Genomic DNA, 13,505 nt, shown 5'->3' on the forward strand with positions numbered 1-13,505 from the left:
TCGGTGCCAGCAGCGCCGCGGCGGTGGACAAGCTCAAGCGCCTGTACGCACCGTTCAACCGCAACCACGAGCGCATCGTGGTGATGGACGTGCGTTCAGCCGAGCTGACCAAGTACGCCGCCAACGCGATGCTGGCGACCAAGATCAGTTTCATGAACGAAATCGCCAACATCGCCGAGAAGGTCGGTGCCGACGTGGAGATGGTGCGCCAGGGCATCGGCTCGGACCCGCGCATCGGTTGGCATTTCATCTACCCGGGGGCCGGTTACGGCGGATCGTGCTTCCCCAAGGACGTGCAGGCACTGGCGAAGACGGCGCAGCAGTACGGTTACGACGCGGAGCTGCTGGGCGCGGTCGAGTCGGTCAACGACCGCCAGAAGGCGCACCTGTTCGAACTGATCGGCCGCCACTACGACGGTGCGATTGCTGGCAAGACCTTCGCGGTGTGGGGCCTGGCGTTCAAGCCCAACACCGATGACATGCGCGAGGCTTCGAGTCGGCGCTTGTTGCAGCTGCTGTGGGACGCGGGCGCCAAGGTGCGCGCGTACGATCCGGAAGCGAGCGAGGAAGCGCAGCGGATCTTCGGCGATCGCGACGACCTGGTGCTGTGCGATTCCGCGCGGGCGACCCTGGCCGATGCCGACGCGCTGGTCGTGGTGACCGAGTGGAAGCAGTTCCGCAGCCCGGATTTCCAGCGCCTGGGCCAGTCGCTGGCCGACCGCGTGATCTTCGATGGGCGCAACCTCTACCACCCCGATGAAGTCGAAGCGGCCGGATTGGCGTATTACGGCATCGGGCGCGGTCGCTCGATCCAGATTGACTGACATGGGCAGCCAGAGCGAACTCGAGCAGCGCCTGGTCGACCTGGAGATGCGCGTTGCATTCCAGGAGCAGGCTCTGACCGAACTGAGCGATGCGCTGGCAGGCGCGCGCGAGGAAGAAGGTCGCAACGCATTGTTGTTGCATCGCGTGCTCGAGGAACTCAAGCAGATGCGCATGGCGATGTCGACCAACCCGATCACCGGCGATGCTTCGCAAGAGCCGCCCCCGCCGCACTACTGATACGACGCAATGAGCAATAGTCTTCGCGACCAACTGATGGGGCTCGGCTTCACGCCGGCGCCAAAGCCCGAGCGTCCCGAGCGCCCGGCGCACAACAAGGCCGATGGCAGGCCGGGCCAGCGCGGCCCGGGCAAGCCTCACGGTGGCAAGCCGGGTGGGCACGCAGCAGGTGCCAACAAGGGCGGCGAACAGCGCAAGGGCGGTGAACAGCGCAAGGGCGGTGAACAGCGCAAGGGCGACCAGCGCCGCGGCGATACGCGCAAGCCGGGCGGCCCACGCCCGGGCGGCAAGCCGCAGTCGCGCGAGGACATCGACCTGGCCAAGGCCTACGCCATCCGCGCCCAACGCGAGAAGGAAGAGCGCATCGCCGCCGAGGCGGCCAAGCAGGAAGAAGCACGGCTGCGGCGCGAAGCGCGCGCCAGGCTGGCCGAGCTGGTCAAGGACAAGGCGCTCAATGACCCGACCGCGGAGATCGCACGCCACTTCCCGTATGGCGGCAAGATCAAGCGCATCTACGTCAACGAGACCCAGCTCAAGGCGCTCAATGCCGGTGAGCTTGGCGTGCTGCAGATGGACGGCCGCTACGTGCTGGTCAGCGCGGAAGTGATGGCCCAGGCGGAAGTCATCTTTGCCGCCGCGATCGCCTTGAAAGTGGATCCGAATGCGCCGGCCGGCGACGACCCGTACGCCGACCCGCAATACCAGGTGCCCGACGACCTGGTCTGGTAACCGTCGTCCCGGCGAACGCCGGGACCCATGTTGATCTTTGCGACATCCGCAAGAGCAACGCAACTGGATCCCGGCGTTCGCCGGGATGACGTTGCCTCGTGCCGATGACTACTCCGGGTCGTAATCCAGGTTCGACGCCAGCCAGCGCTCGGCCTGGGCCAGGCTGACGCCCTTGCGCCGTGCATAGTCCTCGGCCTGTTCCTTCGACACCCGGCCCACCACGAAGTACTGGCTGTCGGGGTGGCTGAAGTAGTACCCCGACACGGCTGCGGCCGGATACATCGCGAAACTCTCGGTCAGCTGCAGTCCCGCATTGCCGGGCGCATCGAGCATCGCGAACAGCGTCGCCTTCTCGCTGTGCTCCGGGCAGGCCGGATAACCGGGGGCGGGACGGATGCCGCGATAGGCCTCGTGGATCAGCGAATCGTTGTCCAGCACTTCGTCGGCCGCGAAACCCCAGAACTCCTTGCGCACGCGTTCGTGCAGGCGTTCGGCGAGCGCTTCGGCGAAGCGGTCGGCCAGCGCCTTGAGCAGGATCGCGTTGTAGTCGTCGTGGTCGGCCTCGAAGCGGGCGACGTGCGCTTCGATGCCGAGGCCCGCGGTGACGGCGAATCCGCCGATCCAGTCCCGCCGGCCCGAGTCCTTCGGCGCGATGAAATCGGCCAGGCAGAAGTCCGGGCGCTCGACCGGCTTGTCGACCTGCTGGCGCAGGAAGTGCAGGGTGGTTGGCGTTGACCCGGTATCCACGACGACGTCGTCGCCGACGCTGTTGGCCGGCCACAACGCGAACACCGCCTTCGCCTTCAGCCATTGCTCGTCGACGATGCGCTGGAGCATCGCCTTCGCATCGCCGAACAACTCGCGCGCCTGCGCGCCGACGATCTCGTCCTGAAGGATCGCCGGATACTTGCCGGCCAGTTCCCAGGTGTTGAAGAACGGCGTCCAGTCGATGTAGTCGACCAGCTCCGCCAGCGGGTAGTCGTCGAAGACGTGCAGTCCTGGCTGCTTCGGCACCGGCGGGACGTAGTCCTGCCAGCGGCCGTCGAAGCGCTGTCCACGCGCCTTCGCCAGCGGCACCAGGCGCTTGCCGTCGCCGCGGTTCCTGTGGCGCTCGCGGATCTCGGCATAGTCGGCATCGTTGGCGGCGACGAAGCCCACGCGCAGGTCGGGGCTGATCAGCGACTGCGCCACGCCGACGGCACGGGACGCATCCTTCACCCAGACGGTCGGCGACTTGTAGTGCGGATCGATCTTCAGCGCCGTGTGCGCGCGCGAGGTGGTCGCGCCACCGATCAGCAGCGGCATGTGGAAGCCCTGGCGCTGCATCTCGCGAGCGACGTGGCTCATCTCTTCCAGCGAAGGCGTGATCAGGCCGGACAGGCCGATCAGGTCGGCATTCTCGGCGCGCGCGCGGTCGAGGATGGTCTGCGCCGGCACCATCACGCCCAGGTCGACGACTTCGAAGTTGTTGCAGGCCAGGACCACGCCGACGATGTTCTTGCCGATGTCGTGGACGTCGCCCTTGACCGTGGCCATGACGATCTTGCCGTTGGACTTGCCGACATCGCCGGTGCGCAGCTTCTCGGCCTCGATGTACGGCAGCAGGTAGGCCACGGCCTTCTTCATCACGCGCGCCGACTTCACGACCTGCGGCAGGAACATCTTGCCGGCGCCGAACAGGTCGCCGACCACGTTCATGCCATCCATCAGCGGGCCTTCGATCACGTCGAGCGGGCGCGTGGACTGGGCGCGCGCTTCTTCGGTGTCGGTCTCGATGTACTGGTCGATGCCGTGCACCAGCGAGTGGCTCAGGCGCGCGCGCACGGGCTTGTCGCGCCAGGCCAGGTCCTCGACCCGCTTCTCGCCCTTCTTGCCCTTGTAGCGGTCGGCGATCTCGAGCAGGCGCTCGGTGCCGTCGCTGCGGCGGTTGAGGACGACGTCCTCCACGCGCTCGCGAAGATCGGCATCGAGGTCGTCGTACAGGGGCAGGGCGCCGGCGTTGACGATGCCCATGTCCATGCCGGCGCGGATCGCGTGGTACAGGAACACCACGTGGATGGCCTGGCGCACCAGCTCGTTGCCGCGGAATGAGAAGCTGACGTTGGAGACGCCGCCGGAAATGTGGCTGAACGGAAAGCGCCGTTTCAGTTCGCGTGCGGCCTCGATGAAGGCGACCGCATAGTCATTGTGTTCCTCGATGCCGGTGGCGATGGCGAACACGTTGGGGTCGAAGATGATGTCTTCGGGCGGGAACCCGATCTGCTCGGTCAGCAGCCGGTAGGCGCGCGAGCAGATCTCGACCTTGCGCTCGATCGTGTCGGCCTGGCCGGTCTCGTCGAACGCCATCACCACTACGGCGGCACCATAACGGCGCACCAGGCGTGCCTGGCGCAGGAACTCGGCCTCGCCTTCCTTCATCGAGATCGAGTTGACGATGCCCTTGCCCTGCAGGCACTTCAGGCCAGCCTCGATGACGCTGAACTTGGAGCTGTCGACCATCACCGGCACGCGCGCGATGTCGGGCTCGGCGGCCATCAGGTTGAGGAAGTCGACCATGGCACGCTCGGAGTCGAGCATGCCTTCGTCCATGTTGACGTCGATGACCTGGGCGCCGTTCTCGACCTGCTGGCGCGCGACCACGACGGCTTCGTCGAGCCGGCCTTCGAGGATCAGCTTCTTGAACTGCGCCGAGCCGGTGACGTTGGTCCGCTCGCCGACATTGATGAAGTTGCTTTCCGGGGTGATCTGCAGCGGCTCCAGGCCACTGAGGCGGGTTTGACGCGGCAATGCACTCATGCCGCCAGGTCCTTGTCGACGTCGCCGGCTTCAGCACGCTCCAGCGCGGGCAGTACCCGCGGCGGATACGCGGCAACCGCCTGCGCGATCGCTGCGATGTGGGCCGGCGTGGTGCCGCAGCAACCACCGACCAGGTTCAGCAGGCCGGCCTTGGCGAACTCGCCGAGCACGGCGGCCATGTCTTCCGGCGTTTCGTCGTAACCGCCGAAGGCGTTGGGAAGGCCGGCGTTGGGATGGGTGCTGACGTTGGCGTCGGCAACCTGCGCGAGGACGTCGACGTGCGCGCGCAGGTCCTTGGCGCCGAGGGCGCAGTTGAGCCCGATCGCCAGCGGCTGCGAATGCCGCAGCGAGTACCAGAAGGCTTCGGCGGTCTGGCCCGACAGCGTGCGGCCCGAGGCATCGGTGATCGTGCCGGAGATCATCACCGGCAGGCGTGCGCCGCGCGCATCGAACGCTTCCTCGATCGCGAACAGCGCGGCCTTGGCATTGAGCGTGTCGAACACGGTCTCGACCATCAGCACGTCGGCGCCGCCGTCGATCAGTCCGTCGGCGGCTTCGCGGTAGGCCACGCGCAGTTCGTCGAAGGTGATTGCGCGGAAGCCGGGGCGGTTGACGTCGGGGCTGAGCGAGGCGGTGCGGCTGGTCGGCCCGAGCACGCCGATGACGAAGCGCGGGCGATCGGGGGTCGCGGCCTCTGCCGCATCACAGGCGGCGCGGGCCAGGCGCGCGCCAGCCTCGTTGAGCTCGCGCGCCAGGTGCTCCAGGCCGTAGTCGGCCAGCGACACCGTGGTGGAGTTGAAGGTGTTGGTCTCGATCAGATCGGCGCCGGCGTCCAGGTACTGCGAGTGGATGCTGCGGATGATGTCCGGCTGGGTCAGCGTGAGCAGGTCGTTGTTGCCGCGCTGGTCGCGCGCGCAGCCGCACCCGTCGCCGTGGACGTGCTCCGAGCGGGCGTAGGCGCGGTCGTAGCCGTGGGCGAAGCGTTCGCCGCGATAGGCCGCTTCGTCCAGCTCATGGCGCTGGATCATCGTGCCCATGGCTCCGTCGATGATGAGGATGCGTTCTGCCAGGTGCTGCTGCAGCGCCTGCGCACGGGTGGGGTTGAGCCAGGGGAGCGTGCTCATGATCAGGATTTCCTGCTTGATTTTCGTGTGGCGGCGCCGGCTGGCTTGCGCGCGATCAGGGCGATGACTTCGAAATGCGGCGGGCGCCGCTCGCGGGTTACGGTTTCGCAGCTGCTGATATCGAACCCGGCCTTGGTGACGAACTTCGTCAGGTCCTTCTCGCTGAAGCCGAGGTTGACGTGGCCGTAAGCCTCGACCGCGCCGCGGTGCTCATGCCGGGCCAGGCTGGTCAGCAGCAGGCGACCGCCGGGCCGGAGGACGCGCGCGGCTTCCGCCACCGCCTGCGCCGGATGGTCGGCGTAGGTCAGCGCGTGCATCAGCACCACGAGGTCGAAATGCTCGTCGGCGAACGGCAGCGCGTGCATGTCGCCTTCGCGTACTTCGACGTTGCGCAGCTTGCGCAGGCGTTCGGAGGCGGCCAGGACGACTTTGGTGCTCGAATCCAGGCAGACGTAGCGGTGCGAGTGCGGGGCCAGCAGTTCCGCCAGCACGCCATCGCCGGATGCGATGTCGAGCACGTCGCCCGGTTCGAGCAGCGGCAGGGCCGAGCGCGCCAGTGCCTCCCACGTGCGGCCGGGAGAGTAGTGGCGCTCCATGTCGCCGGCGACCGAGTCGGCCCAGTTCTGCTCGGATGCGCGTGCCGCGAGGACATTGCTCACACGGTCGGCGTCCTGGCGCAGCAGCGGGTCGTCGCTGCCTTCACGCAGCGTTTGCCACAGTGCCCTTTGCGCCGAATCCAGCGCGGCATCGTCGAACCGGTAGTACGCCGACACGCCGGAGCGACGGTCGCGGACCAGGCCGGCTTCCTTGAGTTTTGCCAGGTGCGTCGAGACGCGGGGCTGGGCGAGGCGGGTAATGGCCGAAAGCTCGGCGACCGTCAACTCTTCACGCTCGAGCAACGCCAGCAGGCGCACGCGCGTGGCGTCGGCGAACACCTTCAGACGCAGCGACCAGCCTTCCAGATCCATGATTTATCAACCTATCGCGATATAGCGATAAGTTTCGCCCGCAAGGCCGCAAGGGTCAAGTTCGGCCAGTGGCCGTCATCCCGGCGAATGCCGGGATCCAGGCCAACAAACCCGCCGGATCGCCGTTGATGCTTCGGCCCCTGGATCCCGGCGTTCGCCGGGATGACGGGTTGACCTGCCAAATCTGTACGAGACGGCTACAATTCGCCGTCTGTGGCATTGAATCATCCCTTTATTTGCAGCCCGAGGTATCCGACGTGGATTTTCGCTTCACTGAAGAGCAGTTGATGATCCAGGATGTGGCTCGCCGCATCGCCCAGGAAAAGATTGCTCCCAGCGCAGAGCACCACGACCAGACCGGCGAGTTTCCGCTGGCGAACATCCGCACCCTCGGCGAGAACGGCCTGATGGGCATCGAAGTGCCGGCCGAATACGGCGGCGCCGGAATGGACCCGATCAGCTACGTGCTGGCGATGATCGAGATCGCCGCGGGCGACGCCGCCCACTCGACGATTGTTTCGGTCAACAACTCGCTGTTCTGCAACGGCATCCTCAAGTTCGGTACCGAGGCGCAGAAGCAGCTGTACGTGCGCGCCATTGCCGAAGGCCGCGAGATCGGCGCGTTCGCGCTGACCGAGCCGCAGTCGGGCTCCGACGCCACCGCGATGCGCTGCAAGGCCACCAAGCAGGCCGACGGCACCTTCGTCATCAACGGCAAGAAGAGCTGGATCACCTCCGGCCCGGTCGCCAAGTACATCGTGCTGTTCGCGATGACCGAGCCGGACAAGGGTGCGCGCGGCATCACCGCGTTCATGATCGACACCGCCAAGCCCGGTTTCCTGCGCGGCAAGACCGAGCCCAAGCTCGGCATCCGCGCCTCGGCCACGTGCGAGATCGAGTTCGACAACTACGTCGCGCAGGCCGAGGACGTGCTGGGTGACGAAGGCCATGGCTTCAAGATCGCCATGAGCGTGCTCGACGCCGGCCGCATCGGCATCGCCAGCCAGGCCATCGGCATCGCCCGCGCCGCCTACGAAAAGACCCTGGAGTACGTGCGCGAACGCAAGGCCTTCGGCGCCCCGATCGGCACCTTCCAGATGACCCAGGCCAAGATCGCCGACATGAAGTGCAAGCTCGACGCGGCCACGCTGTTGACGCTGCGCGCGGCCTGGCAAAAGGGCCAGCACGAGCAGGGCGGCGCCCGTTTCAGCAACGAAGCGGCGATCGCCAAGCTCACCGCATCGGAAGCGGCGATGTGGATCACCCACCAGGCCGTGCAGATCCATGGCGGCATGGGCTATTCCAAGGAGATGCCGCTGGAGCGGTATTTCCGCGATGCCAAGATCACCGAGATCTACGAGGGCACCAGCGAGATCCAGCGTCTGGTCATCGCCCGCCACGAAACCGGCCTGCGCTGAGGCCGGCCGTGGCAATCGGCCACGAGCGACGCATGCTGTGTGTGTCGCGCGAGTTGCATTGATCCAAAAGCAGTAGCGAGCCACGTCATGAAACGTTTCGGATCGTCACGCCCTACCGCCTGTCCTGTAGACCGCGGTGGCGGCCTGCTGACAATCGCCCGCCTCCGCAAGCCCGGAGGCGGCGCACGCGACGCCGTCCCGGACGCATCGCGCCCACTGCTCGCGCCGCGCCAAGCCGCGTCCGCAAACAGTCCGTACTGAACCGTATCCCCCTGGCCCGCGCGAATAGCGTGGGCCTCTTTCCATTGGACCTTCAGTTCCCATGAGCATCAAACGCAACGTTGCTGCCAAATCCGCCGCCAAGGCCCCGTCGAAATCCAAGGTGCCGGCCAAGTCCTCGTCGAAGGGCTCCGCGGCGATCGAGAAGAACGACACCGTCTCGCTCGAACCCATCCTTGCCGCCATGCGCAAGCGCCTGCCGAAGGCGCGCCATGCCGAGGCCGAGGCGTTCATCAACGCCTTCTACAAGCGCATGAGCAGCGACGAGCTGCCGCAGCACAGCGCCGAAGGCTGGGCCGAACTGGCCACCGACTTCCTCGACTTCGCGCGTGCGCGCAAGCCGGGTTCGGCGCTGGTGCAGCTGTTCAACCCGACGATCAAGAACGAAGGCTGGGAATCGACCCACACCGTCGTCCAGATCGCCAATGACGACATGCCGTTCCTGGTCGACTCGGTGACCATGGCGCTGGCCGAGCAGGGCATCGGCGTGCACGTGCTGGGGCACCCGGTGGTGACCTTCCGCCGCGACAAGGCCGGCAAGCTGGTCGCTGTCGGCGAAGGCGTGTCCGAATCGCTGATGCACCTGGAGATCGATCGTCAGCCGCAGGAAGCGATGCCGAAGATCAGGCAGGCGCTGGAAGCGGTGCTGGCCGACGTCCGCGCCTCGGTGCGCGACTGGCCGCAGATGAAGCAGAAGATGGTCGACATCGCCGAGGACCTGGGCTCGCGCAAGCTGCCGGTCAGCGATGCCGGCAAGCACGAAGCGCAGGAGTTCCTGCGCTGGGCCGCCGACAACCACTTCACCTTCCTCGGCTTCCGCGAGTACGACGTCGTCGACAAGGGCGGCCAGCAGGTGCTCGCCGCCGACAAGGCCAGCGGCATGGGCCTGCTGCGCGGGCAGGATGTCGGCAAGCCGCGCCTGCTGACCTCGCTTGCGGCGCATTACATGCCGCAGTCCGGCTCGGTCGACGCACTGATCCTGACCAAGACCAACGCCCGTGCCACCGTCCATCGCCCGGGCTACATGGACTACATCGGCATCCTCAGCTTCGATGCCAAGGGCCAGCCGGTGCGCGAGGAGCGCTTCCTTGGCCTGTACACCTCCAGCGCCTACAACCGCCGCCCGTGGGACATCCCGCTGGTGCGCCAGCGCCACAACTACGTCATGGACAAGTCCGGCCTGGCGCCGGACAGCCACAGCGGCAAGGCGCTGCGCCATATCCTCGAGAGCCTGCCGCGCGACGAGCTGTTCCAGTCCAACGAGGAAGAGCTGCTGCGCACGGCGACCGGCATCCTCGGCCTGCAGGAGCGCGTGCGCAGCAAGCTGTTCCTGCGCCGCGACCGCTATGGCCGCTACTTCTCGGTACTGGTCTACATCCCGCGTGACCGCTTCAACACCGACATGCGCCTGCGCATCGAGGCGATGCTCAAGCGCGAGCTGCACGGCGAACACGTCGACTCCTCGGTCACGCTGGGCGGCGAGTCGCCGCTGGCGCAGGTGCACCTGATCGTGCGCCCGAAGAGCGGCGAAACCGCACGCGAGGACATTTCCGCGGCCGAGGCGGCGCACATCGACGCCGAGCTGTCGAAGATCGTGCGCAACTGGCAGGACGACCTGCGCGAGCAGCTGATCGATCGCCACGGCGAAGAGCGCGGCCTGGCGCTGACCAACAGCATCGGCCGTGCGCTTCCGACCGGCTACATCGAGGAAGTCAGCGCCGCTGTCGCTGCCGACGACGTCGATCACCTCGCTGCGCTGAGCGGTCCGGACGACCTGCGCCTGAGCCTGTACCGCGCGCACCGCGGTGTCGGTGGCCTGCGCTTCAAGTTCTACCGCGAGCACGACGACATTCCGCTGTCGGACGCGCTGCCGATGATGGAAAACATGGGCCTGCGGGTGATCTCCGAGCATCCGTACCGCCTGGTCACCGACGCCAGGACCATGTTCATCCAGGACTTCGAGGTCGAGATCGCCGATGCCAACCTCGACATCTCCAACCTGGACGCCAACTTCGAGGAGGCCTTCGGCCAGATCTGGCGTGGCAATGCCGAGAACGACGGCTTCAACCGCCTGATCCTCACCGCCAACCTGTCCTGGCGCCAGGTGTCGATGCTGCGCGGCTACACCAAGTACCTGATGCAGGTCGGCGTGCCGTTCTCGCAGCCGTACGTCGAAGCCACGCTCAACCGTTACCCGCTGCTGGCGCGCCTGCTGGTGGAGCTGTTCGAAGCCAAGTTCGACCCGATCACCGGCAACGAGAGCAAGGCCGAGATCAAGGCTGGCATGGAGAAGTTCGCCGCCCAGCTCAAGGCGCTCGCCAACGGCGACGAGGCCGCGCTGGCCGTGCTCAAGCCCGCCGTCGATGCGCGCGCCGGCAAGCGCGATGCACAGGTCGAGGCTACCCGCACCGCGATCAAGGGCCTGCTCGACCGCGTCGCCAGCCTCGACGAGGACCGCATCCTGCGCAGCTTCATCGGCGTGATCGATGCGACCCTGCGCACCAGCTACTACATCCAGTACAAGAACGGCCTGCGTGCCGACGGCGGCCCGACCGACTACATCAGCTTCAAGTTCGACGCCAGCAAGGTGCCGGACCTGCCCAAGCCGCGTCCGTACCGCGAGATCTTCGTCTACGGCCCGCGCGTGGAAGGCGTGCACCTGCGTTTCGGCCCGGTCGCCCGCGGCGGCCTGCGCTGGTCGGATCGCCGCGAGGACTTCCGTACCGAGGTGCTGGGCCTGGTCAAGGCGCAGATGGTGAAGAACACCGTGATCGTGCCGGTCGGTTCCAAGGGCGGATTCTTCGCCAAGCAGCTGCCGGACCCGGCCGTCGATCGCGACGCCTGGTTCAACGAGGGCGTGGCCTGCTACCAGCGCTTCATCAACGGCCTGCTCGACATCACCGACAACCTGGTCGACGGCAAGGTCGTTCCGCCGTCGAACGTGGTGCGCCATGACGGTGACGATCCGTACCTGGTGGTGGCCGCCGACAAGGGCACCGCGACCTTCTCCGACATCGCCAACGCCATCGCCCGTGCGCACGGTTACTGGCTCGACGACGCCTTCGCTTCGGGCGGCTCGGTCGGTTACGACCACAAGGGCATGGGCATCACCGCGCGCGGCGCCTGGGAGTCGGTCAAGCGCCACTTCCGCGCCATGGGCCGCGACAGCCAGAAGCAGGACTTCACCGTGGTCGGCGTCGGCGACATGTCCGGCGACGTGTTCGGCAACGGCATGCTGCTGAGCAAGCACATCCGCCTGCTGGCCGCGTTCGACCACCGCCACATCTTCCTCGACCCGAACCCGGATGCGGCGGTGACGTTCAAGGAACGCCAGCGCATGTTCAAGCTGCCGCGCTCGAGCTGGGACGACTACGACAAGTCGCTGATCAGCAAGGGCGGCGGCGTGTTCCCGCGCTCGGCCAAGTCGATCCCGCTGTCGCCGGAGATCAAGGCCGCGCTGGGCATCGACAACGGCGTGATGGCGATGAGCCCGGTGGAACTGCTCAGCGCCATCCTCAAGGCGCCGGTCGACCTGCTGTGGAACGGCGGCATCGGCACCTACGTCAAGGCCAGCAGCGAGAGCAACTCCGACGTCGGCGATCGCGCCAACAACGCACTGCGCGTGAACGGACGCGACCTGCGCTGCAAGGTGGTGGGCGAGGGCGGCAACCTGGGCATGACCCAGCTCGGCCGCATCGAGGCCGCGCAGCACAACGTGCTGCTCAACACCGACTTCATCGACAACTCCGCCGGCGTGGACACCTCCGACCATGAGGTGAACATCAAGATCCTGCTCAACGGCGAAGTGCAGAAGAAGAAGCTGACGGTTGCTGACCGCAACAAGTTGCTGGCACAGATGACCGATGAGGTCGGCCAGCTGGTGCTCAACGACAACTACCGCCAGAACCAGGCGCTGAGCCTGATGGAGCGGATGAGCGTGCATCGCCTGGGCTCCAAGCAGCACTTCATCCACACGCTGGAATCGCAGGGCCTGCTCGATCGCCAGATCGAGTTCCTGCCGTCCGACGCCGAGATCGCCGAGCGCAAGGCGCGCGGCCAGGGCCTGACCCGTCCGGAACTGGCGGTGCTGCTGTCGTACTCGAAGATCGTGCTGTTCCAGCAACTGCTCGAGTCCGACGTGCCGGAAGACCCGTACCTGTCGAAGGAGCTGGTGCGGTACTTCCCGCAGCCGCTGCAGGCCAAGTACGCCAAGGCAATGGAGAACCACCGCCTGAAGCGCGAGATCATCGCCACCGCGGTGACCAACTCGATGGTCAACCGCATGGGCGCGACCTTCACACTGCGCATGACCGAGGACACCGGTCGCAGCCCGGCCGAGGTTGCCGAGGCCTACACCATCGCCCGCGAAGCGGTCGATGCGCGCGGCCTGTGGGCGCAGATTGACGCGCTCGACGGCAAGGTGCCGGAAGGCGTGCAGGTCGACGCGTTGCAGGTGATCTGGCACCTGCTGCGCTCGATGTCGCGCTGGCTGCTGTCGCGTCCGGGCAAGATGCCGGAGATCGCGACCGCAATGGCCCGCTACGGCGACGGCATCAACGCCGTCCGCGCTGCGGTGCCGGGCGTGCTGTCGGACGTCCGTCGCGACAACTACGCCGCGCGCCTGGCCGATTGGAAGAGCAAGGGCCTGCCGCAGGCGCTGGCCGAGCAACTGGCCGTGTTGCCGCTGCTGGAGTTCGGCTGCGACATCGTCGAGATCTCGCTGGCGCGCAAGATGTCGCCGGTCGAAGTGGCGCGTGCGTACTTCTCGCTCGGTGCGGCCCTGCACCTGCCGTGGCTGTACGAGCAGGTCGAGCAGTTGCCGGTCGACGGTCGCTGGCAGGCCCTGGCCCGCGGCGCCCTGCGCGACGAGCTGGCGACGCAGGCGCGCACGCTGGTCTCGCAGATCCTCGCCGACGGAGGCAAGAAGCCGGCCGAAGCCAAGGTCGAAGCCTGGCTCAAGCGCGATGACGCGTCGCTGCGCTTCACCCAGGCGATGTTCTCCGACCTGTTGAACCAGAAGGCGCTCGACTACCCGACGCTGTCGGTGGCGGTGCGACGCCTCGCGCAGGTGGCGGCTTCGGGGGCGTAAGCGTCCGGATGAAAGCAGGAGGAAGCCCCGGCATGTCCGG

General features: G+C 66.8%; 8 protein-coding genes. 5 read left to right on the plus strand and 3 right to left on the minus strand.

Annotated features, from left to right (window positions below):
• From ACFOPO_RS14020 to ACFOPO_RS14030, 3 genes are all read left to right on the plus strand, one after another.
• Positions 1-824, plus strand: an 824-nt coding sequence (locus tag ACFOPO_RS14020) for a UDP-glucose dehydrogenase family protein (RefSeq protein ID WP_386703895.1), incomplete at its 5' end; no start/stop codon positions are given.
• Between the two features lies 1 nt (position 825).
• Positions 826-1,062, plus strand: a complete 237-nt coding sequence (locus tag ACFOPO_RS14025) for a SlyX family protein (RefSeq protein ID WP_386703897.1) — start codon at positions 826-828, stop codon at positions 1,060-1,062.
• A 9-nt stretch (positions 1,063-1,071) separates the two neighbouring features.
• Positions 1,072-1,791, plus strand: a complete 720-nt coding sequence (locus ACFOPO_RS14030) for a DUF2058 family protein (RefSeq protein ID WP_386703898.1) — start codon at positions 1,072-1,074, stop codon at positions 1,789-1,791.
• A gap of 108 nt (positions 1,792-1,899) precedes the next feature.
• Here the strand turns inward: ACFOPO_RS14030 and metH are convergent, their stop codons facing one another.
• Genes metH through ACFOPO_RS14045 form a run of 3 tightly spaced genes read right to left on the minus strand, consistent with a single transcriptional unit; the run spans position 1,900 to position 6,679 of the window.
• Complete coding sequence (metH, locus tag ACFOPO_RS14035) at positions 1,900-4,587, minus strand: methionine synthase (protein WP_386703900.1); 2,688 nt, start codon at positions 4,585-4,587, stop codon at positions 1,900-1,902.
• Positions 4,584-5,711 (minus strand): homocysteine S-methyltransferase family protein, encoded by a 1,128-nt coding sequence (locus ACFOPO_RS14040; protein WP_386703901.1) that lies wholly within the window; start codon positions 5,709-5,711, stop codon positions 4,584-4,586. The genes metH and ACFOPO_RS14040 overlap by 4 nt, the downstream gene beginning before the upstream one ends.
• A gap of 2 nt (positions 5,712-5,713) precedes the next feature.
• Positions 5,714-6,679 (minus strand): ArsR/SmtB family transcription factor, encoded by a 966-nt coding sequence (locus ACFOPO_RS14045; RefSeq protein WP_386703902.1) that lies wholly within the window; start codon positions 6,677-6,679, stop codon positions 5,714-5,716.
• A gap of 236 nt (positions 6,680-6,915) precedes the next feature.
• On the opposite strand from ACFOPO_RS14045, the gene ACFOPO_RS14050 reads away from it, so the two are divergent.
• Both ACFOPO_RS14050 and ACFOPO_RS14055 read left to right on the plus strand, forming a co-directional pair.
• On the plus strand, positions 6,916-8,097 hold the full coding sequence (locus ACFOPO_RS14050; RefSeq protein WP_386703904.1) for an acyl-CoA dehydrogenase family protein: 1,182 nt from the start codon (positions 6,916-6,918) through the stop codon (positions 8,095-8,097).
• A gap of 322 nt (positions 8,098-8,419) precedes the next feature.
• Positions 8,420-13,465 carry an NAD-glutamate dehydrogenase gene (locus tag ACFOPO_RS14055; RefSeq protein WP_386703905.1) on the plus strand — a complete coding sequence of 1,682 codons (5,046 nt, stop codon included), beginning with the start codon at positions 8,420-8,422 and terminating at the stop codon, positions 13,463-13,465.
• The last annotated feature ends 40 nt before the right edge of the window (positions 13,466-13,505 follow it).

It is taken from the genome of Lysobacter sp. GCM10012299 (assembly GCF_042649405.1).
Classification (GTDB): domain Bacteria; phylum Pseudomonadota; class Gammaproteobacteria; order Xanthomonadales; family Xanthomonadaceae; genus Lysobacter_J.